At 66.4% G+C, this 16,496-nt stretch carries 13 protein-coding genes; 6 read left to right on the top strand and 7 right to left on the bottom strand.

Going from position 1 to position 16,496, the window contains the following annotated elements; all coding sequences use genetic code 11:
* Positions 1 to 83: 83 nt before the first annotated feature.
* Genes L8K25_RS13890 through L8K25_RS13880 form a run of 3 tightly spaced genes read right to left on the bottom strand, consistent with a single transcriptional unit; the run spans position 84 to position 3,661 of the window.
* Positions 84 to 2,252 (bottom strand): TonB-dependent siderophore receptor, encoded by a 2,169-nt coding sequence (locus L8K25_RS13890; protein WP_242139577.1) that lies wholly within the window; start codon positions 2,250 to 2,252, stop codon positions 84 to 86.
* Positions 2,253 to 2,312: 60 nt separating this feature from the next.
* Entirely contained in the window at positions 2,313 to 2,480 is a 168-nt protein-coding gene (locus L8K25_RS13885; protein WP_242139576.1) for a hypothetical protein, read from the bottom strand.
* The gene (locus tag L8K25_RS13880) at positions 2,477 to 3,661 is read right to left on the bottom strand and encodes a PepSY-associated TM helix domain-containing protein (protein WP_242139575.1); all 1,185 of its coding nucleotides are present in this window, start codon (positions 3,659 to 3,661) and stop codon (positions 2,477 to 2,479) included. Before L8K25_RS13880 ends, L8K25_RS13885 begins: the two co-directional genes overlap by 4 nt.
* 155 nt (positions 3,662 to 3,816) lie before the next feature.
* Between L8K25_RS13880 and L8K25_RS13875 the strand changes: the two genes are divergently transcribed.
* Positions 3,817 to 4,896 carry a sialidase family protein gene (locus L8K25_RS13875; protein ID WP_242139574.1) on the top strand — a complete coding sequence of 360 codons (1,080 nt, stop codon included), beginning with the start codon at positions 3,817 to 3,819 and terminating at the stop codon, positions 4,894 to 4,896.
* Between the two features lie 199 nt (positions 4,897 to 5,095).
* Positions 5,096 to 6,640, top strand: coding sequence for a trypsin-like peptidase domain-containing protein (locus tag L8K25_RS13870; RefSeq protein ID WP_242139621.1), 1,545 nt, complete (start codon positions 5,096 to 5,098; stop codon positions 6,638 to 6,640).
* Here L8K25_RS13870 and L8K25_RS13865 read toward each other — a convergent pair.
* The 4 genes from L8K25_RS13865 to L8K25_RS13850 form a co-directional block, all read right to left on the bottom strand.
* Positions 6,629 to 7,516, bottom strand: coding sequence for a CPBP family intramembrane glutamic endopeptidase (locus tag L8K25_RS13865; protein ID WP_242139573.1), 888 nt, complete (start codon positions 7,514 to 7,516; stop codon positions 6,629 to 6,631). The two genes, L8K25_RS13870 and L8K25_RS13865, sit on opposite strands and share 12 nt — an antisense overlap.
* A gap of 125 nt (positions 7,517 to 7,641) precedes the next feature.
* A complete protein-coding gene (ada, locus tag L8K25_RS13860) occupies positions 7,642 to 8,679 on the bottom strand; it encodes a bifunctional DNA-binding transcriptional regulator/O6-methylguanine-DNA methyltransferase Ada (protein WP_242139572.1) in 1,038 nt (345 codons plus the stop codon).
* A 58-nt stretch (positions 8,680 to 8,737) separates the two neighbouring features.
* Positions 8,738 to 9,415 carry a dienelactone hydrolase family protein gene (locus L8K25_RS13855; protein ID WP_242139571.1) on the bottom strand — a complete coding sequence of 226 codons (678 nt, stop codon included), beginning with the start codon at positions 9,413 to 9,415 and terminating at the stop codon, positions 8,738 to 8,740.
* 459 nt (positions 9,416 to 9,874) lie between these two features.
* A complete protein-coding gene (locus tag L8K25_RS13850) occupies positions 9,875 to 11,656 on the bottom strand; it encodes a methyl-accepting chemotaxis protein (RefSeq protein ID WP_242139570.1) in 1,782 nt (593 codons plus the stop codon).
* 221 nt (positions 11,657 to 11,877) lie between these two features.
* Here L8K25_RS13850 and L8K25_RS13845 point away from each other — a divergent pair, with 221 nt between their 5' ends.
* From L8K25_RS13845 to atpD, 4 genes are all read left to right on the top strand, one after another.
* Complete coding sequence (locus tag L8K25_RS13845; RefSeq protein ID WP_242139569.1) at positions 11,878 to 12,432, top strand: F0F1 ATP synthase subunit delta; 555 nt, start codon at positions 11,878 to 11,880, stop codon at positions 12,430 to 12,432.
* Positions 12,433 to 12,439: 7 nt separating this feature from the next.
* Complete coding sequence (gene atpA, locus L8K25_RS13840) at positions 12,440 to 13,969, top strand: F0F1 ATP synthase subunit alpha (protein WP_242139568.1); 1,530 nt, start codon at positions 12,440 to 12,442, stop codon at positions 13,967 to 13,969.
* A 137-nt stretch (positions 13,970 to 14,106) separates the two neighbouring features.
* Positions 14,107 to 14,985, top strand: a complete 879-nt coding sequence (locus L8K25_RS13835; protein WP_242139567.1) for a F0F1 ATP synthase subunit gamma — start codon at positions 14,107 to 14,109, stop codon at positions 14,983 to 14,985.
* A 41-nt stretch (positions 14,986 to 15,026) separates the two neighbouring features.
* Positions 15,027 to 16,487 carry a F0F1 ATP synthase subunit beta gene (gene atpD, locus L8K25_RS13830; RefSeq protein ID WP_242139620.1) on the top strand — a complete coding sequence of 487 codons (1,461 nt, stop codon included), beginning with the start codon at positions 15,027 to 15,029 and terminating at the stop codon, positions 16,485 to 16,487.
* The last annotated feature ends 9 nt before the right edge of the window (positions 16,488 to 16,496 follow it).

The following is a 16,496-nucleotide window of genomic DNA, read 5'->3' as shown; positions in this document are numbered from 1 at the left end:
TCATCGGTCATCACTACTGGGCCCCGGCCTTCGCCGGGGAAGCGCCATCGGTTTTAGCCCGATCCAGCCGAGCAATGGTATCGCTACAGATCCACCGAAGCCGACACTTTCACCGTCCGCGGTGCCCCCTGCAACAACGCCGCCCCGAACGAGTCGAACGACGACGCCCAATAGCGTCGGTCCGCGACGTTATCGACGCCCAGGCGGAACGTCACTGGCCGGTCCGCCAAGACCGCGACATAGCGCGCGCCCAGATCGACCCGGGTCCACGACGGGATCGACAGGCTGTTCGCCGCATTCACCTGCTGCTTGCCGGTATTGACCACCCGCCCGGTCAGCGTCACCCCGCGCAGGAACGGCGTATCCCACTCGACATTCCCGTTGATCAGATAGTCCGGCACGCCGACCGCGGTATTGCCGTCGTTCGCGCCGCCAGCGGTGTTGCGGAGCTTGGCGTCGTTGACCGACCCGCCCGCGATCACCCGCAGGCCACGCGTGAGTTCGCCATCGACGCTCAGTTCGATCCCGCGATTGCGCTGCTTGCCGAACACCCCGTAGCGGAACGTCGTTGGCGTGACGGCGATGCTGTACGCACTCGGCCGCTCGGTCTGGAACACCGCAATGCTCGCATTGACCCGTCCGAGCCCGAGCTTCCCGCCGACCTCATATTGGGTTGATGTGTACGGCGCAAAGATCTCGCCAGCATTGAGCGTCCCCGCCGGCGCGACCGGCCCTGCCGCGAGCCCTTCGATCCGGTTCGCGAACAGCGACAGCCCAGCAACCGGCTTGATCACCAGCCCGACGACCGGCGTCACCGCGCTCTCGTCATAGGTGCCGCTCAGCGATCCGTCGGTGTAAGAATAGCTGCGCTGGTTGATCGTCTGAAGCCTAAGCCCGGCGGTCAGCAACACGCGGTCGGCGAGCACCCCGATCGTGTCCGACGCGAACGCGCTCCCCAGCCGAGTCCGCGAGACCGGAAACGGGTCCGCCAGATTGCCGCCGACCAGTAACGACGCGGGCAGCGCGACCTGCCGCGTATCGTAGAGGTTGGTCGCGAACCCGTCGAAGCTCGCCCCGTAGCGGAAGTCATAGGCGTTGCGATTGACCTGCCAGATCATCGACCCGCCGAGATTGATCTCCTGCGTCACGCCGCCAGCGGCAAGCTTGACGCGGATCCCGGCCTGCGCAGTCTCGTTATTGTCGGTGCGCGGGACATACAAAGCGGTCCCGCTCGCCGCGCCCGTCACCGCGTTGGTGACGGTGATCCCGCTGTAGATCCCCTGCTCGCTCCCGTCGCGCGCGCCCGCGGCGGCGTAGAGCATCGCGTTATCGGTGACGTCATATTCGATCCGCCCCGATCCGAAGATGTCGCGCAGCGTGGTGTAGGCGAACTTCTGCCCGTAATTGGCGGTGGACTCGGGCAAGCGCGGGATCGTCGCGCTGGCGATCGTCACCTTGGGGCGCAGGTCGCGGACCTGCACCCGCTGATACGCGAGATCGAGCGACAGCCGCAGCCGCTCGCCGCGATAGTCGAGGCCAGCGCCGATCACCGCACTACGGCGGAACTCGTCGTCGATCGCGACGTCGCCCGCGCGATATGCGCCGTTGATCCGCACCCCGATCTCGCCGCCGCTGCCGAAGCGCCGGCCGACGTCGAAGCTGCCGCCGAAATGCCGGTCGCCGCTATAGGTCGCGCTCAGTCGCGTGAGTGGTGTGTTGCCCGCGCGCTTGGAGACGAGGTTGACGCTCCCGCCGATCCCCGATCCGCCGGGGGCCGCACCATTGAGGAACGCACTCGCGCCGTTGAGGACCTGAACCTGTTCGTACAGTTCGGGCGCGACGAGCTGGCGCGGGGTCAGGCCGTACAGCCCGTTGAACCCGATATCGTCGCCGAACAGCGTGAAACCGCGGATCACGAACTGCTCGGCGGCATTGCCGAAGCCGTACGTCGTCCGCACCGACGGATCGTTCTCGAGCACCTGCCCGAGCGTCTGCGGCTGCTGGTTGAGGATCAGCGCGGCATTGTAGCTCTTGATGCTGAACGGCACGTCCGCCGCCACCTTGTTCCCCAGCACGCCGACCGCCCCTTCGCGCGACACTTCGGTGCGGTTCTGGCGCTGCGCCGTGACGACGATGTCGGCCGAGGAGTCGTCGGGCGTTGCGTCTGTGCGATCCTGGGCAACGGCGGGGGCGGCAAGCACGGCAGCGGCAAGCGCGACCGCCGAGGCGGTGCGGGGGAACAGCAAGGTCACGGTATCAATCCCTTTTGGAACCAGCGGGTCTTTGCCCGCCTCTGGAAGATGCAGCGTTGATCAGCGGCGACGCGCGGCCATTGCCCAGCCGACCGAGGCGACGGGAATGCCGAGCCCGATCCATGCGGCAGCGTCCCGCCAGCCGCTGCCGGTCAGCGCGGCGATCAGGCCGGCCACCGTGCCCAGCGCGATCAGGGTCGGCAGCGCGAAGGTCGACCGAAGAATCATGCGACGTTCTCGGGAAGGCGGATGCGCGCCCTGCCGCCGGCACGCCGACCGGCGGAGCGAGGCCCTGTCTCAGGGCCACGACCGAGCCAGAGATAGAGGCCGGATCCGAGAACAACGATGGTGAACAGATCGAGCATCGCCCAAAGCAGCTTGAGCGGCAGCCCGCCATAATCCCCGAAGTGCAGCGGACGCGACAATGACAGAGCCTTGAAATACCACGGCATCGGTCGCGCGTCGGTAAGCTGCCCGGTTTCCGCATCGACCAGCGCGGTGGTCAGCAAGTTTTCCGTCAGCGGCGTCGCGCCCTGGAAAAACACGGCATAATGATGCCCGCTGCTGAACGCCCCGCCCGGGAAGGCGATGAATTGCGGGTTCATACCCGGAATGGCGCGACGCGCCGCAGCCATTGCGACGTCGAGCGAGCCATAGCGCGATGGTGGCAGCGGCGGACGTCCCGCATAGGCTCGCGTCATTTCCGCCAGCTCGTTGGCCTGCCAAAGCTTGGTGATCGGCGTGACGAAGGCGTTGATCACTCCGGTCAGTCCGACGACGACCATCCATGCCAGCGCAACGATACCAACGAGATTATGGTAATCCAGCCACTTGAGGCGGCGACTCCGCGTAGTACGCAACGTCCCGAAGTCGAGTTTGCGCATGAACGGCGCATAAAGCACGATCCCCGAAACGACGGCGATCACGAAGACCAGGCCCATCACGCCGAGGAACAGCTCGCCCGGCAGGCCAAGGAACATGTCGGTGTGGAGTTGCAGCAGAAATTCGGTCATCGCATGCCCCGGACCGCCATTGCCGTCTTCCAGAACGTCACCGGTCAACCGATTGAGGTTCTGGATCTTCATCCCGCTGGCGGGAACATCGGGTCGCGCGCCCGTGGTCACGGTCATCAATGGCCGGTCGCTATCGAAGGCCATGTAGAGCGGGATTTCCCCCGGTCGCTTCGCCAGCGCTTTTGCAAGCATCGCGTCGAGCGGTCGCAGCTCCGGCGAGTCGCGGGACGCGGCAATGCCGGTGACCGACATCGCAGGATCCCCACCCAGGGCATCGATCTCGTCATGGAAAATCAACGGCAGCCCGGTGAGGCACAGCATCAGCAAAAACAGCGTGCAGGCCAGGCTGCTCCATTTGTGCAGCTGAACCCAGAAGCGGACCATACCGCGCGTCATCGCGGCAGTCCGTTATTTTTATTGCGACGCATTCGCAGCAACTAGCCGAGACGCTTGTTGCGAGCAAGTCGCAAAATGCCGACCCGTCATCAGCCAAGCTTAGCCTGCGTCTTGCTACGGTTGTCCGACGACGGCGTCCCTGCCATTGCCGGCACATGACCAGTCCCACGCGCCCGCTCCTGAGATGGTTTGCCGGTTGGAGCATCGTGCTGGCGGTCGGGGCGACGCCCTCGGTTGCTTCCCCGATCCTAGTGTCGGAGTTCGTCGATGCGGCGCCGCCCTACCCCCAGGCGCATGCTTCGACGATCATCCAGCTGACCGACGGAACGCTGGCGGCGGCGTGGTTCGGGGGCAGCGGGGAAAGTCGTCCGGACGTCACTATCTGGTTTGCGCGCCGGGGGCCGGCCGGATGGGACAAGCCGGTTGCCGTGGCCGACGGGCGCACGCGCGACGGCGTCCGCTATCCGACCTGGAACCCGGTGCTGTTTCAACCCGCGGGAGAACCATTGCGGCTGTTCTACAAGGTCGGCGCCAGTCCCCGCACGTGGCATGGCATGGTGATCGTGTCGCGCGACAACGGCCGGCACTGGAGTGCGCCGCGCGCCCTGCCGGATGGCGTGCTGGGTCCGATTAAGAACAAGCCGGTCGTCACGCCGGGGCGCGCGTGGCTGGCGCCGTCGAGCCGTGAGGCGGGCACGGCGGAACAGAATCGCTGGTTCATCCGAATGGAGCGATCGACCGATCACGGCCGGACCTGGCAGATCGAACCGCCCATTCCCTCGCCCATGGGGATCGAGGCGATCCAGCCAAGCGTGCTGACGTTCCAGGACAAGCGGCTGGAGCTCATTGCCCGGACGCGGCAGGGCGCGCTCGCGATGAGCTGGTCACGCGACGATGGCCGGAGCTGGACACCGCTCGCGGCCATCGACCTGCCCAATCCCAACGCGGGGACGGATGCCGTGACGCTGCGCGACGGTCGTCAGCTGCTCGTCTACAATCATAGCGCGCACTGGCCGGACCGGCCGGGAGATGGCCCGCGCTGGCCACTCAACATCGCGCTTTCAGACGATGGCGTACAGTGGCATCCGGCGCTGTCGCTGGAGACGCGACCGATGCCGGACGGGTACGCCTATCCCGCGGTCATCCAGTCGCGCGACGGGCTGGTCCACATCACCTACACTTACAACCGGACTCGGATAAAGCATGTCGTCGTGGATCCGGGCGCGCTGAAGTAGCAGGCGGCGACCGTTCGATCCGTCGTGGTGACACACCGTTCTGGCACCAGGCCTTCGATGCGACCGCCGCGCCGCACATTCCCGCTGTCCCGCAGCGACGCTTCCTGTCAGAATCGACAGTATGGCTTTTTTACCGATCCTCAGCCCGACCGCCGCCCTGACGTCTTCGCGCGTCGCGACGACGGGGACCCCGCGGACCATGCGGACGCTTGTTCTGGCTGCTCTCCTGATCCTGGCCGGTCTTGGTTTCTTCCCGCAACCCGCCCGCGCCGACGACATCTCGGCCACGGCGCGCAGCGTGGTGCGCGTCGTGACGATCGCGATCGTCGATGATGAAGTCGTCGGCTTCGGGCATGGGAGCGGCTTTGCCGTGGCGTCCAACCGGATCGTCACCAACGCGCATGTCGTCGAGCTGGCGTCGCGGTACCCGGGGAATGTCGTCATTGGCGTGGTGCCGTCGGAAGGTACCAAGGGCTATGAAGGCAAGGTCATCGCGATCGACACCGTGCACGATCTTGCGCTGATCGAATTTACCGGCGCGCGCCTGCCGACGGTCGCGCTTTACAGCGGCCCGGTCGACGAGGGGAGTAACGTCACGGCGCTCGGCTATCCGGGCAACGTCGATCTGGCCACCGCGCGATCCGCGGCGGACTATATCCATCCGCTTTCCCCGATCCGATCGGAAGGCGTGTTCTCGGGGCGGCGGCAGATGTCGGGAACCGACGTGATGCTCCACACCGCAGGGATCGCGCGCGGCAATTCGGGCGGTCCGCTGCTCGACCCGTGCGGGCGCGTGATCGGGGTCAATTCGGCGATCACGAAGGCCGAGGACGGCGACACGAGCTTCGGCTTCGCCATTGCCGACAGCGAACTCGCGGCCTTCCTCGCGCGCGCGAAACAGCCCTATGCCGCCGTAGGGACGCCGTGCACGAGCATCGCCGATGTCGACAAGGCCGATCGCGATGCCGATGCGCAGGCCCTGAGCCTTGCCGAGGCGAACCGCCGCGAGGCCGCCGCCCGGGCAGCGAGCGACCAGCAAAGCGCGCTGTCCAGCGCGCGTATTGCCGCAGACCGCCACCGCGAAAACGTCATGGCGATTGCCACGCTGATGCTGGTGCTGGGCGCCATGGGGATCGGTGGCGGGACGCTGCTCGAGCTGCAGCGTCGACGTCGTGGCGCGATCTGGGGCTGGGCGGGCGGCGGAATGCTGATGGTCGGCGCGGTCGTGCTGTTCGTGTTGCGCCCCAGCGGCGAGACGATGCTGCCCAAGGGTGTCGCCACGCCCGCGCCCGTGCCGTCCTCGACCGCTGTCTCCTCGACGGCGGCGCTGGGCAAGATGGTATGCCGGTTCGTTCCCGAGCGGAGCCGCGTGATATCCTCGCAAACCAGCGACGTCGCGATCGACTGGGGCCAATCCGGCTGCATGAACGGCCGGACGCAATATGCCGAGAACGGCAGTAAGTGGGATCGCATCCTCGTTCCCGGAAAAGAACAGACGGTTTCCGTCATGCAGTTCGACCCCGCGACCCGCCAATATGTGACTCGTCGGTATTTCCTGTCGGCAAGCCAAATGGATTCGGTACGCAAGATCCGGTCGCAGGTAACGCTGAAGGCGTGCACGCCCGACGAGGCGGGGCGTGCGAACCTTGCCACGCAGCAGGCGGCGATCCGCACCGCGCTGCCGCCACAACCCAATGAGAAGATCGTGTACACCTGCTCCCCCGCCGACCCGTCAGGCGGCTGAACGACGACGCACCCACACCGGATCGACGAACAGTCCGCGCCGGTGCGCCAGAACCAGCAGCATAACCCCGAAGACCAGGTTGACCATCACGGCGGGGACCGACGCTTCCGCACCGAAGCTGCCGCCGGTGAGCCAGTTCGGTCCCTGGATGGCGGGGCGTAGCAACCCGGTCTGCCTGAAGCCCGATACGGCGATCCCATAGATTCCGCCCTGCGCGAAATTCCACGCCGCATGCATCCCGATCGCCGCCCACAAACGCCGGGTCAGCATGTACAGCGCCGCAAGCATCACTCCCGCCTCCAGCGCGATCGCCACCGCGGCGGACATCGTCGCATTGGGATTGCCGAGATGCAGCGCGCCGAACAGCGCTGCCGACAGGGCGAGCGCGATCCAGCTGCCGAGCAGACGCTCGAGCAACCGAAAGAACAGCCCGCGCAGAACGATTTCCTCGACAACGCCCGACAGGATCGCCAGCGCGGCGGCGGCATAGAGCGACGAGACCGCCCCGGTCCCGACCACGCGATACCCGCCCAGCGCCGCGATGATCCCGATTACCAGGCTGAACAGCAGTGTTCCGCCCGCAAGCCCCGCCACCAGTTCGCGCACCCAGCCGGCTGCGGCGAACTCATAGACGGGCCGCCGCTCGATCAGCCGGACGAAGGCGACGTAGCTGCCTGCGATCAGGGCGGCAAAGGCTACCGCCTGAAGCACGCTGATCGGCGAGCCCTTGAGCGGCGGCCACTGCTTGGCGAACATGCTGGCGACGACCTGCCCGCCGAACACGAAGACGAAGCCGACGAACAACAGGACCAGCGGAAAATGCAGGAAACGCCAGACACGGCTGTGGGGCGGTGTATTCGGTTCGGTCGGCAGCATTGGCGGTTCCCCCTGTGAAAGGGGAGGCTAGCGTGGTTTGCGCGGGAGACAATGGCGGGGGGCGCCTGCCTTGTCAGCGCCGGAGTGTGGTGCCCCCTCTTCGCTTTCCAAAATCCAGGCGGCCCTTAAGGTACCCCCTCGCGCTTACGCAGCACCACCTTCCGATCGATCCCGTAGGCGTAGCCGCCCAATGTCCCATCGCCACGCTGGACACGGTGGCATGGGACCACGATCGAGACCGGATTCGCACCGCACGCGGTCCCCGCCGCGCGCACGGCTGCCGGATTGCCGACCATCGCCGCCAATTCGGCATAGCTGCGCGTCTCGCCAAGCGGGATCGCGCGGAGCGCTTGCCAGATCGCTTCCTGAAATGCGGTCCCCTGCACGTCGAGCGGCAGATCCTGGTCGCGATCCGGGGATTCGACGCTGGCGACCACTTGCGCGGCAAGCGTCGCGAGCGCAGCGCCCCCAGGCAGGATCTCGGCCTCGGGAAAGCGTGCGCGGAGCGCAGTCTCGTCCTCGTCGAACGACACGCGACAGAGGCCCTTGTCGGTCGCCGCGACGAGCATCGCGCCGAGGCTGGTGTCCGCGATCGTCCAGCGGATCGTAACCCCGGCCCCGCCGCGTTTCCATGCGCTCGGGCTCATCCCCAGCCGTTTCGCGCCATCCTCATAGAAGCGGCTCGGCGCCGAATAGCCCGCTTCGTAGATCGCCTCGGTCACGCTCGTGTCTCCCGTCAATGCCAAGGCCGCCCGCCGCGCCCGCAGACCGCGCGCATAAGCCGCCGGGGTCACCCCGGTCGCGCGCTTGAACAGGCGATGGAAATGGTGCGGCGCATAACCGACCTGCGCCGCGAGATCGTCGAGCGCGAGCATGTCCTCCGCCGCCTCGAGCAACGCGACCGCGCGCGCGACCGCGATCCGGTCGCGCCCGACCTCGTCGGGCTTGCAGCGCAGGCACGCGCGATAGCCGGCGGCCCGCGCCTCGGCGGGATCGCGATAGAAGGTGACGTGCTCACGCTTCGGGTGACGCGCGGGGCAGCTCGGCTTGCAGTAGATGCCGGTGGTCTTCACCGCGCCGACGAAGCGGCCGTCGCTATGGCGATCCCGCGCTTCGAACGCGGCCCACGCCATCGCGGGATCGAGGAGGAAGGTCTGCGTCATGCCGACGCTATACGCTTCGGCGGGATGCGATCACATCCCGCCGGTTGCGCTCAAAGCGTCAGCCGCCGTTCGCGGCGAACAGGTCGAGCGTGCGCTGTTTGGCGAGCTTGGCGCTCTCCGCGTCATAATCGTCGCGCCGATCGGAGTTGAAGCCGTGGCCCGCGTCGTAGAGGTAGACGGTCGCGTTGGCCCAGTCCTTCGCGATGACCTTCTCGACGCCGGCGAGCGGAATGTGATCGTCCTTCTTGCCGAAGTGGAGGATCGTCGGAACCTTGGGCTCCTCGTCAGCGGCATCGGGGATCATGCTCCCGTAATAGCCCGACACAGCCGCGACGCCGCGCAGGCTGGTTGCCGCCTTCCACGCGACCGAGCCGCCGTAGCAATAGCCCACGACGAACACCGGGCCCTTGTCGGCAAGCGAATCGATGCAGGTCTGGACGTCGGCGAGCGTGAGTTCGAACGGGTGGAGCTTGCTCGCGAGCTCGACGCCGCGCGCGAAGCCTTCGCCGGAATATTCGGCCTCGAACCCGGGGTGCTCGCGGTCGAACACGGCGGGTGCGAGCACCTCGAAGCCGTCGGCGGCATAGCCGTCGCACAGACTGCGGATGTGATCGGTCACGCCAAAGATTTCCTGCACGAGCACGAGGCCGCCGCGGCGCGTCCCCTCGGGTTGCGCGTGGTAGACTGCGATTTCGGCGCCGTCGGACATGGTCATCTTGGTGGTGGTGGCGGACATGTGAGTCGCTCCTGCTGGGGGTGCCTGCCCATACCGCGCCGCCAGCGGTGGTCTAGGGGGTGTGTCCTGTCGCGCTGGGTTTCCACCGCAAAGGGTCCTCGTCCCGGCGCAGCGCCAGACACTTGCGAACGTGCTCCGCGGCCCCCGCCCGTCACCCCGGCGGAAGCGAGACCTCTTCGAAAGTCGCGCCATTGCCTCTTTCCGTCACCCCGGCGCAGGCCGGGGCCGCCATGTAAGGGGGCGAAACCGGTGATACCGCACTCAGCCGTCTCGCCGCGCCCGGGTAACAACACGGCCCCGGCCTTCGCCGGGGTGACGGATGTGAGATCGAGCGACTTTCGCAGAGGTCTCGCGCAGGCGCGGCCGCTTGATCATGACGCACACCGGTTGCCCCGAAGCCAACGCCCTGGCCTTCGCGGGGGTGACGGTGCCTGACGCCAGCACGGCCGGCGACGAACGTCACGCCGCGCGTACGTCCGCGATCAGGCCGTTGATCTGGCTGCGCAGCGCCTCCACGCCGCCGGCAACGTCGCCAGCAGTGCGCGTAACCTGGTCGGCGCTATGGCGCGAGCGCTCGGCGCGTTCGCGCAGCGTCTGCATATTGGCGGCGGCGTCGGCCGTGCCGTCCTCGACCTCGGCGATGGCGTGCGCGATCGCCTGGGTCATGCCGCGCTGCTGGTCGACCGCCTGCGCGACGTTCGCAGACGAACGATCGAGCTCGGCGACCAGGCCGTTGACCGATTCGATCGTCGCCAGAACGGTGCCCGTCGCGATTCGCACCGCATCCAACCGCCCCTCGATCCGACCCGCCGCGAGCTGCGTCTGGCGCGCCAGTCCCTTCACTTCGTCCGCGACGACCGCGAAGCCACGCCCGGCCTCGCCCGCCCGCGCCGCTTCGATCGTCGCGTTGAGCGCCAGAAGATTGGTCTGGCCCGCGACCGCTGCGATCATATCGAGCACCCCGGAGATTTCGGCCACCAACGCCCCCAGCGATTCGGCGCGATCGCGTCCCTCCAGCGTCCGCGACCGCACGGTTGCCACGCTGGCGCGCGATTCGTTCGCCTCCCGGCTGATCTGGTCGATCGCCCCGGCAAGCGCAGCCGCCGAATGCGCGATCGTCCGCGCGTTGGTGGCGCTCTGTTCGGTCAGCGCGGCGGTTGCCATCGCCTGCTCCTGGGTGGTTCCGGCCTCGTCTGCCATCGCCCCGGCCGTCTGGCGCAGCGCTGGACCCGCCGAGGCAAGCCGCCGGACCGAGGACCCCGCCTCTTGTTCGAACTTCTGGAACAGGGCTTCCAGATGCGCCGCCCGACGGGACCGTGCGGCATCCTCGCGACGTTCATTGGCGTTGAGCGCATCGGCGGTCCTCCGAGCCTGCTCGCTCATGCGTCGCGCCTCCGCCGACCGGTCGCGCGCGAAGGCGAGCGCGCGTGCGATCTCGCCAATCTCGTCGGTGCGATCGAGCGCAGGGATGATTGCCTCGGCGCGTTCCAACGTGATGTCGCGCGTCGCGGCGGCAATCTGCGCCAGCGGACGCTCGACCCGCAGCGACAGCATTCGCATCCCCCAGATCGAAACGAGGACCGCCCCCACCGTGATCAGCGTCACGAGCAGATAGATCTGGCCGAAACCCCGGTCGAGCGCTTGCCGCTCGCGCATCGCATCGGCACGCAGATCCTCGATCAAGGTGGCGCTGGATACGGTCAGCGGGTCGATCGCGCTGTACATCGCGCCACTCAGGAAAAAATCGAGCTGGTCGACATGTCCCCCGCGCAGCAATGCCAGCAGCTTGTCCAGCGCAGCATCGGCATCGTGCCGCGCCGTCGCAACCTGTGCCACCTCGTCCGAGCGGCCGACATCGAACCTGTGACGGGTAAAGGCGTCCCAATCCGTAGCGATCAGGCGGCGCGACGCCGCGATCGTCTCGATCGCGCCTACCGCCGACAGATTACCGCTGCGGACCTTGTTGGCGGTAAGCAGCGCGGTGCCATAGCTGGCGTTGATCCGCTGCAATTCGCCGATCGGATACAGCCGGTCCACCACCAGCGCGTTGACCCGGTGGCTTGTGGCGAGGGTGGTCCCCAGCAACGTGACCGCAAACAAAGCCTGGATCGCCAGCAGCGCGCCGACGATGCGGCGCAGCTGCACCCGCATGTTCCGGCCACCCTCCGCCCATTTGACGAGAAAGCGGCGCAACAATGCCTTGAGCGAGCGGACGTGCGGCCGAAGCGAAGGGGTCTTCATGCCGCGGCTAATGCGCAGCAAGGGCCTGACAGGTAGTTAACTGAATATTACAGTTAAAAGAAATTCCACAGGAAAGTCGTCCCGCTCCGGACGCATTTCAGCGCACGGCTTGCATCGCCCGCGACCCGATGCTAGCGAACCGGCAACCCATCTGGAGGCGCGTTTTGCCGCCTTCATTCCCCATGGGGCCACCTTATGACGTCCAAGAGGATCCCAATCGCGTGGAGACATCCGGCGGTATTCAAGCAAGCTTAAGCGGACGTTATGCCACCGCATTGTTCGAGCTTGCCCGAGACACCCGTAGCATCGACGCAGTCGAGGCGAGCCTCGGACGTGTGCGTGAAGCGCTTGCGCAATCGGACGAATTCGCCGCGCTGGTTGCCAGCCCGGTGATCTCGCGCGCCGCCGCTGCCAAGGCAGTCGCCGCAGCCGCCGAGATGATCGACGTGGACGACACGACGGGCAAGTTCCTCGGCGTGCTCGCCGACAACCGCCGCCTGCCGCAATTGCCCGCGATCATTCGTGCGTTCCGCGATCTGGCTGCACGCCACCGCGGCGAGACGACCGCAGAGGTCACGTCGGCGCATCCGCTTTCGGACGATCAGGTCGACGCGCTCAAGCAGCAGCTGCGCACCCGGATCGGGACCGACGTTTCGGTCGACCTGTCGGTCGACCCCGCACTTTTGGGAGGGCTGGTCGTCAAGATCGGCTCGCAGATGATCGATTCGTCGATCCGCACCCGTCTCAACACCCTCGCGCACGCGATGAAAGGCTGAAGTCGTAATGGATATCCGCGCCGCAGAAATCTCGAAGGTCATCAAGGACCAGATCGCATCGTTCGGCACCGAGGCGCAGGTCTCGGAAACCGGTCAGGTGCTCAGCGTCGGTGACGGCATCGCGCGCATCCACGGGCTCGACAACGTCCAGGCGGGCGAAATGGTCGAATTCTCGAACGGCGTGCAGGGCATGGCGCTCAACCTCGAGGCCGACAATGTCGGCGTCGTGATCTTCGGCTCGGACAGCCAGATCAAGGAAGGCGACGTCGTCAAGCGGACCGGCACGATCGTCGACGTCCCCGTCGGCAAGGGTCTGCTCGGGCGCGTCGTCGACGGCCTCGGCAACCCGATCGACGGCAAGGGCCCGATCGTCTCGGACCAGCGCAGCCGTGTCGAAGTCAAGGCACCGGGCATCATCCCGCGCCAGTCGGTCAGCGAGCCGGTCCAGACCGGGCTCAAGGCGATCGACGCGCTCGTTCCCGTCGGCCGCGGCCAGCGCGAGTTGATCATCGGCGATCGCCAGACCGGCAAGTCGGCGGTCGCGATCGACACCTTCATCAACCAGAAGGCAGCGCATCAGGGCGACGACGAGTCGAAGAAGCTCTATTGCATCTACGTCGCGGTCGGCCAGAAGCGTTCGACCGTCGCACAGCTCGTCCGCACGCTGACCGAGCAGGGCGCGATGGATTACTCGATCGTCATCGCGGCGACCGCCTCCGACCCTGCCCCGCTCCAGTTCCTCGCGCCCTACACCGGTTGCGCGATGGGCGAGTATTTCCGCGACAACGGCATGCACGCGGTCATCGTCTATGACGATCTCTCCAAACAGGCCGTCGCGTATCGTCAGATGTCGCTGCTGCTGCGCCGCCCGCCGGGCCGCGAAGCCTATCCGGGCGACGTCTTCTATCTCCACTCGCGTCTGCTCGAGCGTGCGGCGAAGATGAACGACAAGGAAGGCGGCGGCTCGCTGACCGCGCTCCCGATCATCGAGACGCAGGCAGGCGACGTGTCGGCCTACATCCCGACCAACGTGATCTCGATCACTGACGGCCAGATCTTCCTCGAGACCGACCTGTTCTTCGCGGGCATCCGCCCGGCGATCAACGTCGGCCTGTCGGTGTCGCGCGTCGGCTCCGCCGCGCAGACCAAGGCGATGAAGAAGGTCTCGGGCTCGATCAAGCTCGAGCTCGCGCAGTATCGCGAAATGGCGGCGTTCGCGCAGTTCGGTTCGGATCTCGATGCGTCGACGCAGCGCCTGCTCAACCGCGGTGCACGTCTGACCGAGCTGCTCAAGCAGGCGCAGTTCCAGCCGATGCCGTTCGAGGAGCAGACCGTGTCGATCTTCGCGGGCACCAACGGCTTCCTCGATACGGTCCCGGTCAACGCGGTCGTCCGCTACGAGCAGGCGATGCTGTCGACGATGCGCAGCGATCACGCCGATCTCCTCAAGGACATTCGCGACAAGCGCGACCTGTCCAAGGACACGACCGAGGCGTTGAAGACCGCGCTGGGTGCGTTTTCGAAGACGTTTGCGTAAACTTCTCCCTCTCCCCCACGGGGAGAGGGCAGACGAGCGAAGCGAAGTCGGGAGAGGGCAGTAACGCGGACGTAAGTTTGTGACTGCCTCTCTCCCCGACCCTCTCCCCGGGGGGGAGAGGGAGAAGAAGGACGAGAATGGCAAGCCTAAAGGCCCTCAAGATCCGCATCGGCTCGGTGAAGTCGACGCAGAAGATCACCAAGGCGATGAAGATGGTCGCCGCTGCCAAGCTGCGTCGCGCGCAGGAAGCGGCCGTCGCCGGTCGCCCCTATGCCGAGCGGCTCGAGCAGGTGATGGCGAGCCTCGCGTCGAAGGTCTCGGTCAGCGAATCGAGCCCCAAGCTGCTCGCGGGCACCAGCAAGGACCAGGTCCATCTGCTGATCATCGCGACCAGCGAGCGTGGCCTCGCGGGCGCGTTCAACTCGAACATCGTCCGCGCCGCACGCCGCAAGGCCGAGGAACTCGAAGCCGCGGGCAAGACCGTCAAGTTCTACGTCGCGGGCAAGAAGGGCCGGGTCATCCGCCGCTTCTTCCCGACGCAGATCGCCGCCGATCATGAAATGAGCCACATCAAGACGGTGTCGTTCACGGACGCCCGCGCGATCGCCGATGACGTCATCGCGCGCTTCGAAGCGGGCGAGTTCGACATCGCGCATCTGTTCTACGCCAAGTTCCAGTCGGCGCTGGTCCAGACCCCGGTCGGCAACCAGATCATCCCGGTCGCGATCGACACCAACGCCGCTCCGGTTTCGGACGGTGGCGCGGCGGTCGAATATGAGCCCGACGAGGAAACGATCCTCGCCGATCTGCTCCCGCGCAACGTCGCGATCCAGATCTTCCGCGCGCTGCTCGAGAACGCAGCGTCGGAGCAGGGTTCGCGCATGACCGCGATGGACAATGCGACCCGCAACGCGGGCGATATGATCAAGCGTCTCAGCATCCAGTACAACCGCGCACGTCAGGCCGCGATCACGACCGAGCTGGTCGAAATCATCTCGGGCGCCGAAGCGCTCTAAGCAGTCGATACGAGGAAAGAATCATGGCAACCGCCCCCGAAATGACCACGCCCCCCAAGGCTACCACCAACAGCGTCGGCCGCATCAGCCAGGTCATCGGCGCCGTCGTCGACGTGACGTTCGAGCAGGACCGCCTCCCCGCGATCTTGAACGCGCTCGAGACGTCGAACAACGGCAACCGCCTCGTGCTCGAAGTCGCGCAGCATCTCGGCGAGAACACCGTCCGCACGATCGCGATGGATTCGACCGAGGGTCTCACCCGCAGCCAGGAAGTCACCGACACCGGCTCGCAGATCCGCGTCCCCGTCGGCCCGCAGACGCTCGGGCGCATTCTCAACGTGATCGGCGAGCCGATCGACGAGCGCGGTCCGGTCGGCCACACCGACACGATGCCGATCCACGCACCGGCACCCCTCTTCGTCGACCAGTCGACCGAGAGCGCGATTCTCGTCACCGGCATCAAGGTCATCGATCTGCTCGCGCCTTACGCAAAGGGCGGCAAGATCGGCCTGTTCGGCGGCGCCGGCGTCGGCAAGACCGTGCTCATCCAGGAACTGATCAACAACATCGCCAAGGGCCACGGCGGCACCTCGGTGTTCGCAGGCGTCGGCGAGCGTACCCGTGAGGGTAACGATCTGTACCACGAGTTCCTCGACGCAGGCGTGATCGCCAAGGACGCCGACGGCAACCCGACGCCCGAGGGCTCGAAGGTCGCGCTCGTGTTCGGCCAGATGAACGAGCCGCCAGGCGCACGCGCCCGCGTCGCGCTGTCGGGCCTGACGATCGCCGAATATTTCCGCGACGTCGAAGGCCAGGACGTCTTGTTCTTCGTCGACAACATCTTCCGCTTTACCCAGGCGGGTTCGGAAGTGTCGGCACTGCTCGGTCGTATTCCGTCGGCCGTGGGCTATCAGCCGACGCTGTCGACCGACATGGGCGCGCTGCAGGAGCGCATCACGTCCACGAACAAGGGCTCGATCACCTCGGTGCAGGCGATCTACGTTCCCGCAGACGATCTCACCGATCCGGCGCCGGCAACCTCGTTCGCCCATTTGGACGCGACGACCAACCTCAACCGCGCGATTTCGGAGCTGGGCATCTACCCGGCCGTCGATCCGCTCGATTCGACCTCGCGCGTGCTGACCCCGGCGATCGTCGGCCAGGAGCATTACGACACCGCCCGCCGCGTCCAGGAGACGCTGCAGCGCTACAAGTCGCTCCAGGACATCATCGCGATTCTGGGCATGGACGAGCTTTCGGAAGAAGATAAATCGACCGTCAGCCGCGCGCGCAAGATCCAGCGCTTCCTCTCGCAGCCGTTCCACGTCGCAGAAGTCTTCACCGGCATCAGCGGCAAGTTCGTCCAGGTCGAAGATACCGTGAAGTCGTTCAAGGCCGTCGTCGACGGCGATTACGATCACCTGCCCGAGAGCGCCTTCTACATGGTCGGCGGGATCGACGAAGTCGTCGCCAAGGCCGAGAAGATGGCCAAGGAAGCTTAAGCTACTAAA

It is taken from the genome of Sphingomonas sp. TREG-RG-20F-R18-01 (assembly GCF_022662475.1).
Classification (GTDB): Bacteria; Pseudomonadota; Alphaproteobacteria; order Sphingomonadales; family Sphingomonadaceae; genus Sphingomonas.
Note: the sequence above shows the minus strand (reverse complement) of the source record. Positions and strands in the feature narration are given on the sequence as shown.

Coding starts and splice junctions, on each gene's coding strand:
- atpA (WP_242139568.1), top strand. CDS start 12,440: ATGGATATCCGCGCCGCAGAAATCTCGAAGGTCATCAAGGACCAGATC.
- L8K25_RS13880 (WP_242139575.1), bottom strand. CDS start 3,661: ATGACGCGCGGTATGGTCCGCTTCTGGGTTCAGCTGCACAAATGGAGC.
- L8K25_RS13875 (WP_242139574.1), top strand. CDS start 3,817: ATGACCAGTCCCACGCGCCCGCTCCTGAGATGGTTTGCCGGTTGGAGC.
- L8K25_RS13865 (WP_242139573.1), bottom strand. CDS start 7,516: ATGCTGCCGACCGAACCGAATACACCGCCCCACAGCCGTGTCTGGCGT.
- L8K25_RS13870 (WP_242139621.1), top strand. CDS start 5,096: ATGCGGACGCTTGTTCTGGCTGCTCTCCTGATCCTGGCCGGTCTTGGT.
- atpD (WP_242139620.1), top strand. CDS start 15,027: ATGACCACGCCCCCCAAGGCTACCACCAACAGCGTCGGCCGCATCAGC.
- ada (WP_242139572.1), bottom strand. CDS start 8,679: ATGACGCAGACCTTCCTCCTCGATCCCGCGATGGCGTGGGCCGCGTTC.
- L8K25_RS13885 (WP_242139576.1), bottom strand. CDS start 2,480: ATGATTCTTCGGTCGACCTTCGCGCTGCCGACCCTGATCGCGCTGGGC.
- L8K25_RS13855 (WP_242139571.1), bottom strand. CDS start 9,415: ATGTCCGCCACCACCACCAAGATGACCATGTCCGACGGCGCCGAAATC.
- L8K25_RS13835 (WP_242139567.1), top strand. CDS start 14,107: ATGGCAAGCCTAAAGGCCCTCAAGATCCGCATCGGCTCGGTGAAGTCG.
- L8K25_RS13850 (WP_242139570.1), bottom strand. CDS start 11,656: ATGAAGACCCCTTCGCTTCGGCCGCACGTCCGCTCGCTCAAGGCATTG.